The organism is Halomonas sp. GXIMD04776 (genome assembly GCF_049808615.1).
GTDB lineage: Bacteria > Pseudomonadota > Gammaproteobacteria > Pseudomonadales > Halomonadaceae > Modicisalibacter.
This window is the reverse complement of sequence record NZ_JBNCAN010000017.1, coordinates 46,216-63,788: the sequence shown is the minus strand read 5'-3', so window position 1 is coordinate 63,788 and position 17,573 is coordinate 46,216. Positions and strand designations below refer to the sequence as shown.

Below are 17,573 nucleotides of genomic sequence, written 5' to 3'. Positions count from 1 at the left end.
TGACTTACTCCGGGCGTAGCAAACGCTCCACGCCACTATCGGAACCCAGCAGTAGCACATCCGCGGAGCGGTGAGCGAACAGGCCGTTGGTCACCACGCCGACGATGTTGTTGAGATCGAACTCGACCCGCTGAGGGTCCTCGATCAGGAAGTCGTAGCAGTCGAGAATCTGATTGCCGTTGTCGGTGACCACGCCGTCGCGATAGACCGGCGTGATGCCGCGCTTGACCAGTTCACGGGCGACGTAGGAGCGCGCCATGGGAATCACCTCGATAGGCAAAGGGAAGCCGCCCAGCACGGTGACGCGCTTCGAGACATCGGCGATACAGATGAAACGTTCGGCGCAGGCGGCGGCGATCTTCTCCCGGGTCAGGGCCGCGCCGCCGCCTTTGATCATTTCCAGATGTGGGTTGATCTCGTCCGCTCCATCGATGTAGACCGGCACGCTACCAACGTGGTTGAGCTCGAAGACGTCGATACCATGTCCCTTCAGACGCTCCGCGGTCGCCTGGGAGCTGGCCACTGCGCCCTGAAAATCGTGACGCAATTCGGCGAGCAGGTCGATGAAGTGATTGGCCGTGGAGCCGGTGCCCACACCGATCACGGTATCCCTGGCCAGCAGGGGGCGAATTTCATCAATGGCGGCCGCCGCCACCTCGCGCTTGAGAGCGTCCTGATTCATTAGAAGACTCGTTGGCCAGTGGGAAAAATGCCATTATAGGCGATCCCATCATTCCGGACACCGATACATCGGGGTTCGGGGGGCGGCCAGCCGTCGCATTGTACGACTTTCAGGACATCAGGATGCTCGAAGATACCGTCAAGAAGATACTCCAGGCTCGCGTCTATGAAGCGGCCCGGGAAACCCCCATTACCTCCGCTCCTTTTTTGTCGCGCCGACTCAACAATCAGGTGCTGATCAAGCGCGAGGATCTTCAGCCGGTTTTTTCCTTCAAGATTCGCGGTGCTTATAACCGCATGGCACAGTTATCCGAGGCTCAGAAGGCCAAGGGCGTGATCGCCGCCTCCGCAGGCAATCATGCCCAGGGATTGGCGCTGGCAGCGAAACTGATGGGGGTGAAAGCGGTCATCGTGATGCCCCGTATTACCCCCGAAATCAAGGTCCAGGCTGTGCGGGCCCGGGGGGCGCGGGTGGTGTTGCGCGGCGATGCCTTCAGCGAGGCGCTGGCCCATGCTCGGGAGTTGATTGAAGAACACGGTTATACCTATGTTCCACCCTTCGACGACCTGGATGTGATCGCCGGCCAGGGCACGGTCGGCATGGAAATCCTGCGTCAGCACGCCGGGCGTCTCGATGCCATCTTCGTGCCGGTCGGCGGTGGTGGGCTGATCGCCGGGGTGGCGGCCTACGTCAAGTACCTGCGCCCTGAGATCAAGGTCATCGGTGTCGAGGCCGAGGACAGCGCCTGTCTCAAGGCGGCATTGGAGGCCGGTAAGCGCGTGACGCTCAAGGAGGTCGGGGTATTCGCCGAGGGCGTGGCGGTGGCGCAGATCGGCGAGGCACCTTTTGCCATCATGCGCGATCTGGTCGATGACGTGATTACTGTCAATACCGATGAGATGTGCGCGGCGGTCAAGGATATCTTCGAGGATACCCGAGCAGTGGCGGAGACCTCCGGCGCCTTGTCCCTGGCCGGACTCAAGAAATATGTGCAGCAGACCGGTGCCGAGGGCGAGACGCTGTTATGCATCAATTCCGGTGCCAATACCAACTTTGATCGCCTGCAGCATATCGCAGAGCGTACCGAGCTTGGTGAACAGCGCGAGGCAATCCTGGCGGTGACCATCCCCGAGCGGCCAGGCAGCTTCAAGCGATTCTGCAAGATCATCGGCAAACGCATGGTCACCGAGTTCAACTATCGCTACGCCGACCCGGAGTGTGCCCATATCTTCGTTGGGGTGCAGGTCAAACCCGGCGGTGAGGATCGTCAGGAGGTGATTCGCAAGTTGCGCGAGGCGGATTATCCGGTGGAGGATCTGACCGACAATGAGTTGGCCAAGCTGCACATTCGCCATCTGGGAGGGGGACGCCCTCGGGAACACTTCGAGGAGCAGGTCTATCGCTTCGAGTTTCCTGAGCGCCCCGGCGCCCTGATGAACTTTCTTACCCATTTGCCGGCGGACTGGAACATTTCGCTGTTCCATTATCGCAATCACGGCGCGGCCTACGGGCGTGTGTTGGTGGGCATGCAGATTCCCAATGGCGATCGGGGCCATGTCGAGGAGCACTTCGATGAGATCGGCTATCGGTACTGGAAGGAAAGCGACAACGTCGCCTATCGCTTATTCATGGCGTAAGAAGATACCGACCGGCTTTATAGTCGTAATAGCTAATTAAATAGATTTGAGCGCCTATTCAACCGTTTGTTTCACATTTTTAGGCTTATTCTGTATTCAGAAAGTGACCAGGCAGCAAGCGCCTTCCCAACCGCAAAAATATGAATGAAGGGTTGCTTACGCCAATAGCTTTCTACTTTGGGTTTACGGTGAAAGAAATGTCGAGAGCGTATTGTCATTCTTTTTCCGTAGACCTATAGTCAAGTCTGCCGATTAAGGCAGTAATGTGGAATTTTTCGGAGCTGTTGTGCCATGAAACGTAAACCTGATTTGATCATGGCGTTGGTGCTTATCTTTGTATTGGGTATCGTAGCGACCGGCTATGCCCAAGCCGTGGTCGGGGGCTAAACTTTCGAGCCCGCCCACGACCTGCTACGTGTCGGTCATATGGCGTTAAAACCGTCTTCAGAATGCTCATTTACATCAGTAAACTCTGCTTCTTAGTCCGGTTTCGCCTTGTCTGCCACTAATTCGCTAGATCGTGAATAAGTATTTAGCGATCCAGACGCCTATCGACGCTGCATCTGCGCGTGAGATCCGATTCTTCAAAACCGGTAGCTGGCCTAGTGCTGGCTACCGGTTTTTGTCTTCAAGGCCGACTCCGTGTAGCCGACTCATGGACGAATGACGCGCCGGTCACTGACGATGGCATCCAGGGGGACGTCCCAGGGCGCCACCGGCAGGCAGTCGACACGTTGACAGTCATGACTGACACCGATCAGTCGGGGACGGGGGTGGCGATGGCGCACGAAGGCAAAACTTCGGTCGTAGAAACCGCCGCCCATGCCCATCCGATTACCCGCGTCATCGAAGCCTACCAGTGGCAGCAACACCAGATCCAGCGCCCAGGCGGGTAACCGCCGTGCGGGATGAGCTCCATGACGGGTGTCGGGCTCCCGGATACCGAAACGATTAGAGACCATGGGTGTGCCCGGGTGATAATGCACGAACCACAAGCGGTTATCGCAAAGCGGACGCAGAACCGGTAGGTAGGTATGGGCGCCGCGACGCTGCAACCAGTTCAACAGGGGGGTGGCATCGATTTCAGCATCGTTGGGCAGGTAAAGGGCGACACGGCGAGCACGTTGTACTTCAGGTAAACGCCGTAACCGATGGCAGAGCGCCATCGATGCTTGACGCTGCTCCCTTGCCGACAATGAGCGCCTGCGTCGGCGTAGTTCACGTCGTAACGCCTTGCGCTGATGTTGCGATATCGATGAATCAGACAAGGCAGGTACTACCAATCAGGCGGTATGAATAAGAACCTGTCCATGACCTGCTGCGTGTCGGTCATACATCGCTAAATTCGTCCTTAATACGTTCATTTACTATTCGTAAACTCCGCTTTTTAGTCCGAATATGCCTTGTCTGGCTCTAACTCGCTAGATCATGAACGGATTCTATAGAGTTCCCCAGAATGCCGCTGTCGTTCTGGCCCTTGAACCCACTGGTTCAAGGTGGGTGGCCGCAGACAGACCGTCAGGCTTTCCGTCGCACGGACATGCACACGGGTCTGTCTAGCAATTGGCCCCCTGGGTACTGCGCATAGGCTCGAGGGACTATAACGACTGGCGCACATTCCAGGGAACGCTTTAATCCTAACAGAGCCGGAGGCTGCTCCAAAGGCCTGTTTGGATTATTAGCCCTTAGCGTCCTTTCTCAACATCGTTGAGTGCCTGCCCCAGGCGCGCATTCAAGCGGCTTAGACTGGCCTCATCCTCGCGACGCTCCTCAATCGCATGCAGCAACTCATGAGTAATGTTCAGCGCCGCCATAATGGCGATCTTCTCGGCACCCAGTACCTTGCCCCGGGAATGAATGCCATGCATGGCACGATCGAGATAGCGCGCCGCCCGGTTGAGTTCATCCTCCTGCTCCGGTGGGCAGGCAATGACATAGGAGCGTCCAAGCAGCGTAATCTCGGTGGTTGGCCGTGTGGCATCCGTCATGTCAGGCTCCGAGGAGAGTGGGTCATTACCAGACCCGATACGGTAAGATGAAAGCAGTTTCGAGCCACTATAGAGAGGCAGCATTGGCCGGTCAACGCAACTCAGATCACGGTCGCCGGCCTGTTCGTTTCTCGTCAATGCTTATGGAGTGCGCATGTCCATCATCAACGACCAGCACGACTTCTCCAGCGTCGCCGATGTGTTTCTCGCCCACGGCAGTCTGCAATCGCCGGCCTTTCTCGATGGACGGCTGAGTGCCGAGCTGGCGCTTCATGACCTGCCCGCGGAGCAGTGGCTGGAAGAGGTGAGCGCCGCATTGGGTGTCGAGCAGCCGCGTGAGCGCGAAGATGCCCAGGTGCTACTGGGATGGCGTCGTCAGACCCTGGACGCCCTCTCTGCCCCCGAGCTCAATTACGAGCCATTGCTTCCCGATGATCTGTTTTCCTTGGCTGAACGTGCCCGGGGCCTGAAGGAGTGGACGCTGGGATTCCTGGAGGTGGTTGGTGAAGTCGGCGTCGAGACGCGAAATGCCTGGTCGGCCAACCTGCGTGAAGCCCTCGAAGATCTGGAAACCCTGGCGAGCATCGATGAGCTCGCGCTGGACGACAGCGCCGATAATGAGAACGATCTTTTCGCCCTGACGGAGCATGCGCGCATGGCGGCCATGTTGCTTTATACCGAGCAGCACCCCGGCCATCCGCAGGTGGAGCAGGCCGACGATGGCACCGTGCAATAAGGTGTTGTTACACCTCCTGTGCTTCCGCCACATCCGGCGGCGACCTTGGCGAATATTACGAGCAATGACAGGCGTTAATGACGATACCATGCACAAAAGAGATGACAGGTGGCTGAAATCAACGTCTTTGTGGTCAACTTTAAATTTTATATTGCTAATATAAATCGGCAATACGTAATTTACGTAACGTCAATATAGATTACACGGGATAAGTCATGACACACAGGCATCAAGTGGATATCGCGATTGTCGGTGGCGGACTCGTCGGGGCCAGCCTGGGATGTGCCCTCGCACCGCTGATCCAGGCGAGAGGACTGCGGGTCGCGGTGATCGAGGCAGCGGCATTGCCCAGGGCCGACCTTGATGGCTATCAACCCAGTTTCGACGCGCGAGCAAGCGCCATCGCACAGGGGTCCCGATGGCATTTCCAGACCTTGGGCGTCTGGGACGAAATGGCTCGCCAGGCCCGGTCCATTTCGATGATCCATGTCAGTGAGCAGAGCAGGCTGGGTGCCACACGGCTCACCGCGGAGGAGCTGGGTGTCGAGGCCTTGGGTTACGTAGTGCCGAATGCCTGGATGGGTCAGGTGTTACATGCGCGACTTGCTGAACTCGAACTCGATTGGCACTGCCCCGCCAAGGTCGAACACATCACGCCCCAAGCCGACGGCCACCGCCTTGTGCTTTCGGATGATCATGAAATCACGGCAGCGTTGACCCTCCTGGCGGATGGAGGGCGTTCGGGACTCAAGGAGCAGTTGGGCATCGCCAGTCATGAAGTCCCTTATGAACAATCGGCCGTCATTGCTAATCTTGAAGTCAGCCAGCCTCACCATGGCGTCGCCTTCGAGCGATTCACTCGGAATGGCCCGTTAGCACTACTGCCCTTGGGTCGTGATCGTATGGAGCTGATATGGACCCATGAGAGCGGCACGGAAGGCGCTACCCTGGCGCTCAGCGATGCGGATTTTCTGACGCGCCTGCAGCATGTGTTCGGCGAGCGTGCGGGGCGTTTCCGGCGGGTCGGTAAGCGTCATGCCTATCCGCTGTCGCTGATTACTGCCGACGAGGTGATGCGCCCGGGGCTTGCCGTGCTGGGCAATGCCGCCCATGCACTGCATCCGGTGGCAGGCCAAGGCTTCAATCTGGCATTACGTGGTGTGATGGATCTGGTCGCCGCGTTGGAGCAGGGACTAGCGCAAGGCTATCGCTGCGGCGACATGGTCATCATGAATGCCTTCGAGGCGCGCCGCGTGCATGATCGACGTAACGTGATCCGTTTCAGTGACGGACTGGTACGCCTGTTTGGTATTACTCACCCGCTATTGTCTCATGCACGAGCAGCGGGATTGGTCGGACTCAACCTGGCAGGCCCGTTACGCAGAACCCTGGCACGGCGGGCCATGGGGCTAGAGCGTTGACTCGAATCCTCGGGCCCTAGGCCCCGAGGATTTGTTGGTACATCACGCCGTCGGCGGCTTTTCGGGCACCGGATTATCCGTGGTGACGGTGCCGTCCTCTTCGATGATCGGTACTTCCGTGCCCTCGGCATTGAACAGCCGGCCGTCCACGAAATGATCTCCTTCGCTCAAGGCCGCGACTTCACTGCGATACAGGATCCGGTCGGTGCCGGCGACGAATACCGACGACTGATCCGTATTGCCGAAGGACATATGGTTGAACAGCAGATTGAGCAGGATCGCCATGATGGCTGCTGAACTGATGCCGGAGTGAAAGATGGTCTCGAACCAGGTTGGAAAATGCTCGTAGAAGTTGGGTGCCGCGATCGGGATCATACCGAAGCCGAGGGCCGTCGCCACGACGACCAGGTTCATGTTGTTGCGATACTCGACCCGGGCCAGGATGCGAATGCCGCTGGCGGCTACGGTACCGAAAAGCACGAGCCCGGCGCCGCCCAACACCGCCGTGGGTACCGCGGCGATGACACGACCCATGATTGGCAACAATCCGAGCGTTACCAGGATGATGCCGCCGGCGGCGACCACGAAGCGACTCTTGACACCGGTCACGGCTACCAGCCCGACATTCTGAGCAAAGGCGCTTTGAGTGAAGGAGCCGAAAATAGGCGCTATGGCACTTGAGCCCATGTCGGCCCGTAGCCCATCGGCGATACGCTTGGAACCTAACTTGGTATCGACGATTTCCCCCACCGCGATGATATCTGCGGTGGTCTCCGTGAGAATGACCACAACCACGATCAGCATGGAGATGATGGCCGGGATTTCGAATGTCGGTGGCCCAAAATAAAACGGCATGGGCAAGGCAAAGATCGGCCCCTCGTCAATGCTGGAGAAGTCCGCCATGCCGACGAACGTTGCGAATAGAGTGCCGAGCACCAAGGCCAGAAGGATCGATAGCCGAGAAATAGCGGCGACACCGACCTTGCTGAGCACCAGTACCAGCAACAAGGTAAAGGCGGCCAGGCCGATATTGGCCATGCTACCAAAATCCTCGGCCTGGCTGTTGCCGCCCATGGCCCAGCGTGCGGCAACCGGCATCAAGGTTAGGCCGATGGTGGTGATGATGGTTCCGGTCACCACCGCAGGCAGGAACTTGAGCACCTTGGAAAACACCGGAGCAATGAGAAAACCGATGGCGGCCGAAACCATGACCGCACCAAATACTGCCGGCAGGCCATTACCGGAAACGACGATGGCGATCATGGTCGAGACGCTGGCGAAGGAGACGCCCTGTACCAGCGGCAGCTGACAGCCAAAAAAGGGCAGTCCCAGGGTTTGCAGGAGAGTGGCCACACCGCCCATGAATAAGGCGGCCGCGATCAGCACACCGGTATCCGCCGGGGATAGGCCTGCCGCTTGGCCAATAATCAAAGGAACGGCAACGATGCCGCCGTACATGGTCAATACGTGCTGTAGCCCGTAGGCAATGTTGGCACCCAGGCCTAGATTTTCGTCTTCGGGACGTTTGGTCGAAGGCTCATGGGACTTGTCATGGGTCGTTGTGCTCATGTCAATTGCCTCGCAATTGTTTTTATATGCTTGATACACTCATTGAATACAATTTCAACACTGTCGTGTATACAATAAAGCATTCAGTGGAAATTATTTCCATAAAATATTCGTAAGGTAATGTCATCAACATGACGGTGCAGGTGCCAGGCGGTATCACGGTTACCCGTGCGCGGGAGCATGGTATGTTGTCCATCAGGCGGGAATGGCCTTTTTCGTAAGGCCTAAAAGGTTCAAGAGGAGTGACACAAGATGCAGGGAGAGCAAGAACGAGCAGAGGTCCTGATCGTCGGGGGTGGGCTGGTTGGAGCTGTATTAGCCACGTTACTTGGTGAGGCGGGTATAGCCGTCAGCGTACTCGATGCACGATCAAAGGCGCTCGAGACAAGCAGAATCGGCCAAGGTCTTCCCGCACGACGCGTCAGCGCCGTGACGCCGGTCAGCCAACGTCTATTGGAACGACTCAAGGTCTGGCCACAGCTACATCGCATAACACCTTACACGGGCATGCAGGTCTGGGAAGCCGAAGGTAGCGGCGCCATCTCGTTTGACGCAGAGCAGGCGGGAACGCCGGTACTGGGTCATATCGTCGAGAACGAGGTGATGCTGGAAGCACTCGAGGCTCGCCTGGCCGAACTGCCCGCCGTCACCCAGATATTCGATGCAAGAGTCGACGCGCTGCAGACGACCGCGATGGGGCGCCGGCTAATACTTGCCGATGGACGCCGCTTCATGGCGCCCCTGGTCGTTGCCGCGGATGGCGCACGCTCCCAGCTACGTGAACTGGCGGGCATCGACGTGCGTGCTCACGACACCGGACAGACGGCGCTGGTCACCACGGTACGCACCGAGCACTCCCACGGCGGCGTGGCGCGTCAGGTCTTCCTCCCGACCGGGCCTCTGGCGTTCCTGCCGCTGACGCTCGATGGTGATGCCCACTACTGCTCCATCGTCTGGTCGACGACCCCGCAAGAGGCCGAACGGTTAGGCGCTTTGTCTCGTGAAGATCTGGGCAGTGCGCTGGCCAGGGCGTTTGAACATCGCCTGGGCAAGGTCATGGTCATCGACGACGCGATCGGCGTTCCTCTGACCCAGCGCCATGCCCATCATTATGTGGAAGGAGGATTGGCGCTGGTAGGAGACGCAGCCCATAGTATCCATCCCTTGGCGGGTCAGGGCGTCAATCTGGGCTTCATGGATGCCGCGGTGCTTGCTGAAGAGTTGATCGAAGCGCACCGGCGTGGCGCCGAGCTGGGCGATCTACGCATTCTCTCTCGCTATGCCCGGCGGCGGCGTGGTGACAATACGGCCATGCTGGCGCTGATGGACGGCTTTAGGATGCTGTTCGGCGCCGAGCACCCGGCCTTGCGTCTGGCACGCAATGTCGGGTTGTCCGGCGTCGACCGGATGCTGCCCCTCAAGCGCCTGCTGATGCGCCAGGCCATCGGCGAGCGCGGGCGACTGCCGGCGAGCTGTCGTTGATCTACTCGCCGACCCACTCCTTGGTCAGGGTCCGTGCCTCCGGATCATAACGATAGACAGTGATGCCGCCATCGTCACGATGGCCGGTCACCAGTACCTTGGCCTGAGGTGAGGTGGCGATGCTCAGGCTGCGCAGGTAGGACGACGTCGAGGGATGCGGATCGTCGCCGAGGTCGAAGTATTTCTGCGGCCAGGGATTGCCTGCTTCGAACAGCGCAACCCAGTGGGAGCGGTAACCGAAGCGCAGGAATTCCTGGCTGTCGTTGATGAAGGCGAGTGCGGCGGTGGTGTCGGTGGTTAAGTGGCGATCTCCCCAGCGATCCGGCTTATCCGCCATGGGCACAGGTATCAAGCCGCTTTTATCAAGTTTTCTGGGTTCATCAAGATCGTATGGAGAATCCTCGAGAAAAATCCCCGTACTATATCCTGCCATTCGATGCTTTTTTCAGGTTGATTGGTATTCCAGTAAAGTCCGATGGTGTTCTCATCACCGCTTACGACCCATTGGCCATCAGGACTGATAGCCGCATCCACCTTTGAGCTATTTCCATTAAATTGAGCTATTGGCTTAAGAGTCTCCAAACTCCATAGAAACACGCCTCCATAATTACTGAACAGTTGATCTTTCACTACTGGAGGGTGTTTCTCAAAGGGCTGGAAGGGAAGGGAGACATCATTCATGAGTGTATTTCTTCTTCTGTAGCAAGGCTCGATACGCATCGAACTTCGCGTTCATTATTTAACGTAATTTTTTGTACGTGATAGTGATTTTTTGTACGTTATACGACTAGAAGCAGAGAAGAAATAGGGCGTGGGCTCATGTGGTGATTGGCTGACAGGTTTATCGTTAATGTCTTACAAAGAGAGTAAAAATGTGCAAGATGCGATAGAGGGCTGCCCCTCCATCGCAAGTACTCGTAGGTGTGTGGCTTCGAGCGGTCGAGGCGAGTCCCTTGCTTAGCCTAGCCGCCCTGATTACTCGGTCGCCGATCGAGCACGTTGAGCGCCTTGAGCAGATTGAGGGCCTCGCCCAGCTGATAATCCTTGACCGGCTCTTTGCCGGCGGATGAAGAGGGTTCCTGGCCTCCGTTGGGATTGGCCAGACGCCCGCTGAGATCCGATTCTCGAATGCCGAAGTCGTTGCCTTCGGCCACTTCCAGGCGGCCACGAACCACTTCCACGTCCGGGGCGATGCCCTTGGCCTGAATCGAGCGGCCCTCCGGAGTGAAATAGAGTGCGGTGGTCAATTTTACGCCGTCGCCGTTGCCCAGGGGCATGACCTGTTGCACCGAGCCCTTGCCGAAGCTGGTGGTGCCCATGATCACGGCGCGGCGTTGATCCTGCAGGGCGCCGGCAACGATTTCCGCCGCGGAGGCGCTGCCGCCGTTGATGAGCACCACCATCGGTACGTCCGGGGCGGCGGTGCTGGGTGTGGCGCTGAAGCGCATGTCACTGTCCGGGAGTCGGCCTTCGGTGTACACGACCAGACCGCTATCGAGGAAGGCGTCCGCCACTTCGATGGCGCTATCCAGCACACCGCCCGGGTTATTGCGCAAATCGAGGATCAAACCATCCAAAGGCGCTTTCTTTGATAGCTTCGCCAGGGCGTCGCGTACCTGCTTGCCGGTGCTGTTCTGGAACTGGCTGATGCGCAAATAGCCGTAACCGGGCTCGAGGATTTCGCTTTTCACGCTTTCGTTGCGGATGATCTCGCGGGTCAGGGTGACCGTGCGCGGCGTGTTCTCCCCATCACGCAGGATGGTGATCTCGATCTCGGAGCCCGGCTCGCCGCGCATCAGCGTCACCGCTTCTTCGAGAGAGAGACGATCGGTGATCTTGCCATCGATACGCAGTATGGCGTCCCGGGGCTGAAGGCCTGCTTCTGCTGCCGGAGTGTCGTCGATGGGGGCGATGATCGTGAGCTGACCATCCTGCAAGCCCACTTCAATACCGATGCCGCCAAACTCGCCTTCGGTGGATTCGCGCAGCGCCTCGAAATCCTTGCTGGAAAGATAGGTGGAGTGGGGATCGAGCTCGCCGAGCATGCCGCGCATGGCATTGCGCAGCAGGGTCGAGTCGTCCACCTCGTCGACATAGGCCCGCTTGATGCGTTCGAATACCTCGGCGAAGGTTTGGATATCCGCCACTGGCAAGTCGTCGTCGGCCCGCTGCTCCGGGGCGCTGAAAGCAACCGGTGAAAGTCCGATCAGCAGGGCAAAAAGTAGCCAGGTCAGGCGAGGATGGCGCATTCTTTCTCTCACATCGCAGCAAACAAAGGGGATCAGCATAGCGTCACCCCAAGGGCGGCGCTACCGTCATAACTTGGTCATCGCGTCTTGCGGTCGCCTGTCAGCCATCATCGCTGACCCACCCACTGACGCGGATTGATTGGCTTGCCCGCACGACGTACTTCGAAATAGAGCGCTGGACGCGGGCGACCACCGGTATTGCCTACGGCAGCGATGACGTCGTTTTGTTCAACGCGAGCCCCCACACCGACCTCAAAACTCTGAACATGGGCGTAAAGCGACATGATGTCATCACCATGATCGAGAATCAGCAGGTTGCCGAAGCCGCGCATCCAGTCGGCGAACACCACCCGCCCAGGGTGAATGGCCTCGATGGGCGTGCCTTCGGCGGCAGCGATCACCAGCCCATTGCGGTTGACGCCTTCACCATCGCCAAAGGCAGACAGCACCTTTCCCTGCACCGGCCAAGGCAACGTGCCCTTGGTATCGGCAATGGCGGTGGAGGGCGGCGGCTCATCGAGCCGTTTGAGTTCCTCGCGCACCTGCTCGAGCACCCGTTCAGCCTGGGTACGATCCTCGTCGAGCTGCGCCAGGCGGGATTTCTCGTCACTGTAGCGGGCGTCGAGCTTGGCGAGTAGTGCTTCTCGCTCCCGGGTACGTTTGATCAATGCCGCGCTTTGAGTCTCGAGCTCCCCCATCAGATCGTTGAGGCGTTCGCGGCGCTGGGCCAGGGAGGTTCGGTTCTCGGCTAATTGCGTGTCCAGACGTGCCAGGGCATCGATGCGTTCGCTACGCGCCTGGGAAAGGCGATTGAGATAGGTCTGTAGTCGATCGAGGCGCGCCGGTTCGTCCTGGTTGAGGAGTAATTTGAGTTGCGGCGAGCGTCCCAGCCGGTAAAGCGCCTGTATCTGAGTCGCCAGGGCCCGACGCTGTTCGTCGCGCTCGCGATGCAACGCCTTGCGGCGCTGCTCGAGCGTGTCTATTTCCTCATCGAGATCACGCCGTTCCGCCTGGAGTTGATCGAGGCGGTGGTGGGTATCAGCGAGCGCCGTTTCGACCTCTTCGAGCTGGCGGCTGGCATCACTGCGCGCCTCGCGGGTGCTATCCAGGCGCTTGGCCAGTGCCTGGATGTCACGACTGATCGCATCGACTCGTGCCTCGGCCTTGCGCTCACTGGTTTGGCCCAGGGCCAGCGGATGGCCTTGGGCAAGCAGCAGCATGCAGACGAGTGCGAAGGTGCGGTAAAGCCTGCCAGACATCACCGAGATCAGGAATAGTCGACCAGCGCGTTGCCGGTCATCTCATCGGGGATCGCTTCATCCATCATGGTCAACAAAGTCGGTGCAATATCGCACAGGCGCCCGCCTTCCTTGAGAGTGGCCTGGCGCTGCGTCACGTAGATCAGTGGCACCTCGAAGGTCGTGTGGGCGGTCTGGGGCGCACCGGTCTCGGGGTTGACCATCTGTTCGGCGTTGCCGTGATCCGCCGTGATCAGGCATTCGCCGCCCGCGCGTTCGATCGCCTCGACGACCCGGCCGACGCATTTATCGAGCGTCTCCACCGCCTTGACCGCGGCGTCGAGCTTGCCGGTGTGGCCGACCATGTCGCCGTTGGCGTAGTTGCACACGATTAAATCAAAGCTGCCTGCGTCGATGGCCGCCACGAGCCGGTCGGTCACTTCCTCCGCACTCATCTCTGGCTTCTCGTCATAGGTCTTGACGTCCTGAGGCGAAGGAATCAACTCCCGAGTTTCTCCGGGGTACTCTTCTTCACGCCCCCCGGAGAAGAAGAAGGTGACGTGGGCGTACTTCTCGGTTTCCGCGATACGTAGCTGGGTCAGGCCGCGATTGGAGACCACTTCGCCCAGGGTATTGTGCAGTTCACTAGGCGGAAACGCGCAGTCGGCGGGGATGTCCGCGGCGTACTCTGTCAGCATCACCAGTCCTCGACCGGCGAGCTTGGGTCTCGCCTGACGAGTGAAACCGTCGAAGTCGTCCTCGACGAAGGCGCGGGTCAGTTCCCGGGCGCGATCGGCACGGAAATTCATGAAAATGGCGGCATCGCCGTCTGCCATGGTAACGACGTCGCCGGTCGGGCGAATGCTGGTGGCGGTGACGAACTCGTCGGTTTCGCCGCGTTCATAGGCGGCGGAAAGGCCAGCCTCGGCGGAGTCGGCGATATGTTCGCCTTCGCCCTGGGTGATCACCCGGTAGGCCTTTTCGACCCGATCCCAGCGATTGTCGCGATCCATGGCGAAGTAACGGCCGATGATCGAGGCGACGAAGCCATTGTCCCGGCCGACCAGCTCAGCTAGCTTGTCGTTGGTGCGCTCGAGGGAGCCTTGAGCACTTTGCGGCGGTGTGTCGCGACCATCGAGAAAGGCGTGCACGTAAATCTTCTTGGCGCCGCGCTGGGCGGCCAGCTCGGCCATGGCCAGGATATGATCCTCGTGACTGTGCACGCCGCCGGGGGAGAGCAGGCCCAGCAGATGCACGGCACTGCCGGATTCGACGGCGGTATCGATCGGGCCGATCAGAGCGGGGATATCGCCCAGTTCGTTATCTTCGATAGCCTTGGTGATGCGGGTGAAATCTTGATAGACGATGCGTCCCGCCCCGAGATTCATGTGGCCGACCTCGGAGTTGCCCATCTGCCCTTGGGGCAGACCGACGAACTTGCCATCGGTATGCACCAGGCCATTGGGGTAGCGTCTTTTCAGGTCATCCATTACCGGTGTGTCGGCGGCAAGAATCGCATTGTGCTCGGGGTTTTCGCTATGGCCGTAGCCATCGAGAATGACCAATGCCACCGGGCGTGGGCGTGAAGTAGGAGTATCCGGCATGAAAAAGTGCCTCGTAATATAGCGTTGTCTGGGCTTGCCGCACGGTGTGAAAGGCGCGCATCCGTTTCGCGACTCATGTTCATTGATGTCATCATACCTTAGGGAGTGCCCGGCGTTACAACCATCTCAAAGGGGTGTGGGGGACGGACGTCCGGCGATGGCTTGTGTATACTAGGCGCGCTATTTAAACGTGCCGCCGACTTCAACAAGAGCTATACGGACCCATGATCGATCAGTTGTTCGAATTCATTCAGAACCATCCACTTCTGGTGGGTGCCTTCATTGCTGTGCTCGCGGCCTGGCTCGCCTACGAGTTCAAGCGCGGTAATCACGGTGTCGATGCCAGCCAGGCCACTACCTTGATCAATCGCGAGGATGCCGTGGTCGTCGATATTCGCGATGCCAACGACTTCAAGGCCGGCCATATTGCCGGTGCGCGCAATATCCCCCAGAGCAAGCTCGACGAGCGGATGAAAGAGCTGGACAAATTCAAGGACAAGCCGGTCATTGTGGCCTGCAAGCACGGACAGGCCTCGGGCACTGCCGTGGCCAAGCTGACCAAGGCCGGCTTTGAGCGAGTGTCCAAGCTCAAGGGCGGGATGGCACAGTGGCAGGCCGACAATCTGCCTGTGGTCAGGAAGTAAACGACTCCTGAGCGTTCACACGAGTTTATGTAAGTTCATACAAGGTTCTACAAGGGAGCTTCACCATGGCGGAAGAGAACAATCAGTCTGCACAAGGTCAGAATCAGCAGCAGTTGCAGTTCGCCCTGCAGCGTATCTATATCAAGGATATCTCGTTTGAGTCGCCGAATTCGCCCCAGGTGTTCCAGGAGGCCTTCAAGCCCAAGGTCAATGTCGATCTAGGCACTCACAGCACCCAGATCGGCGAAGATCTCTACGAGGTGGTGGTCAAGGTAACCGCTCAGATCAATCACAGCGAGACGGGTAATACCTGTTTCCTGGCCGAGATCGAGCAGGGTGGCCTATTCCGCATCACCGGGCTTCAAGGCGAGCAGTTGGATCATACCTTGGGCGCCTTCTGCCCCAACGTGCTGTTTCCCTATGCCCGGGAGTGCGTCGACAACCTGGTCAGCCGTGGCAGCTTCCCTCCGCTGATGCTGGCACCGGTGAACTTCGAGGCCATGTACGCCCAGAAGAAACAGCGTCAAGCCGAGGGCAACGAGAACACCCAGTAACGGCAATGAGCGGCCCGCGGATCCATATCGATGCGCCGCTCGAGCCGGGTGGCGAGCTGATTCTGCCCGAGGGCGCCGCCCGACATATCGTGACGGTATTGCGCCAGCGCGAGGGGGCAGCGCTTGTGTTGTTCGACGGGCGTGGCCATGAGGCCGCCGCCGAACTCGTCGAGGTGGGGCGTAAACGAGTCGTGGCATGCGTGAATACCGTCTCGCCGGGTCGGGGGGAGTCGCCACTGAAAGTGCATCTGGGACAGGCGATCTCCAAGGGCGATCGCATGGACTACGCCATCCAGAAGGCCGTCGAGCTGGGTGTCGCCGTCATTACGCCACTGTATACCGAGCATGGCGATGTACGGCTAAAAGGCGAGCGCGAGGCGAAGAAGCACACCCATTGGCGGGGTGTGGCCATCAGCGCTTGTGAGCAGTGCGGCCGTGCCACCTTGCCGACGATACACCCGCCCCGTTCTCTAGGCGATTGGCTGAGTGAGCGAGAGGAACCGCTGCGCCTGGTGCTGCATCCGGCTACCCAGTCCCCTTGGAAAGAGAGCCGCGACGTTAACGAAGCCGCCCTGTTGATAGGCCCCGAGGGCGGGCTTGCCGAAGAAGAAGTCATCCGTGCTCGGCATGCCGGCTTCACGGCGCTGTCCCTTGGTCCGCGCGTCCTGCGTACCGAAACCGCCCCGGTCGTCGCGCTGAGTTTGCTGCAGCATTATTTCGGCGACCTCTAGCGCCTTGGTCTAGCCTTGGCGCTGGGTCATACTTGTACGCATCATTCCCTTCTCAAAGAGTGAATCATGAGCCAACGCGCCCTCAAGATCGGTGTGGTGATGGATCCCATCGCGGACATTACCTACAAGAAGGACACCACCCTGGCCATGCTGTGGGCCGCCCAGGACCGAGGCTGGTCGCTGCATTACATGGAGCAGGAGGATCTTTTCCTGGACAATGGCCGCGCCATGGCGCGTCTAAGCGATCTCGAGGTCTATCGCGATCCTGAGCATTGGTACCGGCTGGGTGAATCCAAGGCGACGCCGCTGGCCGAGCTCGATGTGATCCTGATGCGCAAGGACCCGCCGGTGAACGATCATTTCGTCAATGCGGTCTATCTGCTTGGTTTCGCCGAGCGCGAAGGGGTGTTGATCGTCAACCCCACTCAGGCACTGCTCGAGTGCAATGAAAAGCTTTTTGCTCAACAGTTTCCGCAATGCAGCGTGCCCTGTGTGGTGTCCAGCAGTGACCGCGTACTGCGCAGCTTCCACGAAAAGCAGGGTGATGTGATCTTCAAGCCGCTGGATGGGATGGGCGGTAGCGGCATCTTCCATATCGGCCCGGAAGGGCGCAATATCGGTGCGGTGATCGAGCAGCTCAGCGAACGGGGTCAACGCCAGATCATGGTCCAGCGCTATATTCCCGAAATCAAGAACGGCGACACCCGTATTCTGCTGATCGACGGTGAGCCGGTACCCTACGGCCTGGCGCGAGTGCCGATGGCCGGCGAGACGCGTGGTAATCTGGCGGCAGGCGCCCAGGGCGTCAGTCGTGAGCTGACCAAGCGCGACCACTGGCTGATCGAGCAGGTCCGGCCGACGCTGATCGCCAAGGGGTTGATGTTCGTCGGCCTCGATGTGATCGGCGACTACATCACCGAAATCAACGTCACCAGCCCGACCTGCGTGCGCGAGATCGATGATCAGCGTGGTACCGATATCGCCGGTTTGCTGATGGACGCCATTCTACGCCGTCTGGGCTGATGGTATAAGACGCAA

17 protein-coding genes and 1 other RNA gene are annotated in these 17,573 nt (G+C 59.0%); 8 read left to right on the top strand and 10 right to left on the bottom strand.

Annotated features, from left to right (window positions below; translation table 11 throughout):
* Positions 1-4: 4 nt before the first annotated feature.
* A complete protein-coding gene (gene rpiA, locus ACPF7Z_RS12595; RefSeq protein ID WP_425193598.1) occupies positions 5-682 on the bottom strand; it encodes a ribose-5-phosphate isomerase RpiA in 678 nt (225 codons plus the stop codon).
* A 122-nt stretch (positions 683-804) separates the two neighbouring features.
* On the opposite strand from rpiA, the gene ilvA reads away from it, so the two are divergent.
* Entirely contained in the window at positions 805-2,319 is a 1,515-nt protein-coding gene (ilvA, locus tag ACPF7Z_RS12590; protein ID WP_425193597.1) for a threonine ammonia-lyase, biosynthetic, read from the top strand.
* Positions 2,320-2,972: 653 nt separating this feature from the next.
* On the opposite strand, the gene ACPF7Z_RS12585 is transcribed toward ilvA, so the two are convergent.
* From ACPF7Z_RS12585 to ACPF7Z_RS12575, 3 genes are all read right to left on the bottom strand, one after another.
* On the bottom strand, positions 2,973-3,587 hold the full coding sequence (locus ACPF7Z_RS12585; protein ID WP_425193596.1) for a 5-formyltetrahydrofolate cyclo-ligase: 615 nt from the start codon (positions 3,585-3,587) through the stop codon (positions 2,973-2,975).
* Positions 3,588-3,763: 176 nt separating this feature from the next.
* A non-coding RNA gene (gene ssrS, locus ACPF7Z_RS12580) (6S RNA) lies at positions 3,764-3,948 on the bottom strand.
* A 56-nt stretch (positions 3,949-4,004) separates the two neighbouring features.
* Positions 4,005-4,307 carry a cell division protein ZapA gene (locus ACPF7Z_RS12575; protein WP_425193595.1) on the bottom strand — a complete coding sequence of 101 codons (303 nt, stop codon included), beginning with the start codon at positions 4,305-4,307 and terminating at the stop codon, positions 4,005-4,007.
* Between the two features lie 154 nt (positions 4,308-4,461).
* Between ACPF7Z_RS12575 and ACPF7Z_RS12570 the strand changes: the two genes are divergently transcribed.
* Together ACPF7Z_RS12570 and ubiH are read left to right on the top strand one after the other, a co-directional pair.
* Positions 4,462-5,043, top strand: coding sequence for a UPF0149 family protein (locus ACPF7Z_RS12570; RefSeq protein WP_425193594.1), 582 nt, complete (start codon positions 4,462-4,464; stop codon positions 5,041-5,043).
* 215 nt (positions 5,044-5,258) lie between these two features.
* Positions 5,259-6,464 (top strand): 2-octaprenyl-6-methoxyphenyl hydroxylase, encoded by a 1,206-nt coding sequence (gene ubiH / locus ACPF7Z_RS12565; protein ID WP_425193593.1) that lies wholly within the window; start codon positions 5,259-5,261, stop codon positions 6,462-6,464.
* 42 nt (positions 6,465-6,506) lie between these two features.
* On the opposite strand, the gene ACPF7Z_RS12560 is transcribed toward ubiH, so the two are convergent.
* Entirely contained in the window at positions 6,507-8,033 is a 1,527-nt protein-coding gene (locus ACPF7Z_RS12560; RefSeq protein ID WP_425193592.1) for a nucleobase:cation symporter-2 family protein, read from the bottom strand.
* Between the two features lie 252 nt (positions 8,034-8,285).
* Between ACPF7Z_RS12560 and ACPF7Z_RS12555 the strand changes: the two genes are divergently transcribed.
* Positions 8,286-9,515 (top strand): UbiH/UbiF/VisC/COQ6 family ubiquinone biosynthesis hydroxylase, encoded by a 1,230-nt coding sequence (locus ACPF7Z_RS12555; protein WP_425193591.1) that lies wholly within the window; start codon positions 8,286-8,288, stop codon positions 9,513-9,515.
* Position 9,516: 1 nt separating this feature from the next.
* Here ACPF7Z_RS12555 and ACPF7Z_RS12550 read toward each other — a convergent pair whose 3' ends face one another.
* The 5 genes from ACPF7Z_RS12550 to gpmI all read right to left on the bottom strand — a co-directional run bounded on the left by ACPF7Z_RS12550 (position 9,517) and on the right by gpmI (position 14,606).
* Positions 9,517-9,852, bottom strand: a complete 336-nt coding sequence (locus ACPF7Z_RS12550) for a hypothetical protein (RefSeq protein WP_425193590.1) — start codon at positions 9,850-9,852, stop codon at positions 9,517-9,519.
* Positions 9,853-9,863: 11 nt separating this feature from the next.
* A complete protein-coding gene (locus ACPF7Z_RS12545) occupies positions 9,864-10,196 on the bottom strand; it encodes a hypothetical protein (protein ID WP_425193589.1) in 333 nt (110 codons plus the stop codon).
* A gap of 281 nt (positions 10,197-10,477) precedes the next feature.
* Positions 10,478-11,764 (bottom strand): S41 family peptidase, encoded by a 1,287-nt coding sequence (locus ACPF7Z_RS12540; RefSeq protein WP_425193588.1) that lies wholly within the window; start codon positions 11,762-11,764, stop codon positions 10,478-10,480.
* Positions 11,765-11,871: 107 nt separating this feature from the next.
* Positions 11,872-13,023: a murein hydrolase activator EnvC family protein gene (locus tag ACPF7Z_RS12535; RefSeq protein ID WP_425193587.1), complete on the bottom strand. Its 1,152-nt coding sequence runs from the start codon at positions 13,021-13,023 to the stop codon at positions 11,872-11,874.
* An 8-nt stretch (positions 13,024-13,031) separates the two neighbouring features.
* The gene (gene gpmI, locus ACPF7Z_RS12530; RefSeq protein ID WP_425193586.1) at positions 13,032-14,606 is read right to left on the bottom strand and encodes a 2,3-bisphosphoglycerate-independent phosphoglycerate mutase; all 1,575 of its coding nucleotides are present in this window, start codon (positions 14,604-14,606) and stop codon (positions 13,032-13,034) included.
* Between the two features lie 224 nt (positions 14,607-14,830).
* Between gpmI and ACPF7Z_RS12525 the strand changes: the two genes are divergently transcribed.
* From ACPF7Z_RS12525 to gshB, 4 genes are all read left to right on the top strand, one after another.
* On the top strand, positions 14,831-15,250 hold the full coding sequence (locus ACPF7Z_RS12525; protein WP_425193585.1) for a rhodanese-like domain-containing protein: 420 nt from the start codon (positions 14,831-14,833) through the stop codon (positions 15,248-15,250).
* Between the two features lie 65 nt (positions 15,251-15,315).
* Positions 15,316-15,804, top strand: coding sequence for a protein-export chaperone SecB (secB, locus tag ACPF7Z_RS12520; protein ID WP_425193584.1), 489 nt, complete (start codon positions 15,316-15,318; stop codon positions 15,802-15,804).
* A 5-nt stretch (positions 15,805-15,809) separates the two neighbouring features.
* Entirely contained in the window at positions 15,810-16,535 is a 726-nt protein-coding gene (locus ACPF7Z_RS12515) for a 16S rRNA (uracil(1498)-N(3))-methyltransferase (protein WP_425193583.1), read from the top strand.
* Positions 16,536-16,601: 66 nt separating this feature from the next.
* Entirely contained in the window at positions 16,602-17,558 is a 957-nt protein-coding gene (gene gshB, locus ACPF7Z_RS12510) for a glutathione synthase (protein WP_425193582.1), read from the top strand.
* Positions 17,559-17,573: the final 15 nt, after the last annotated feature.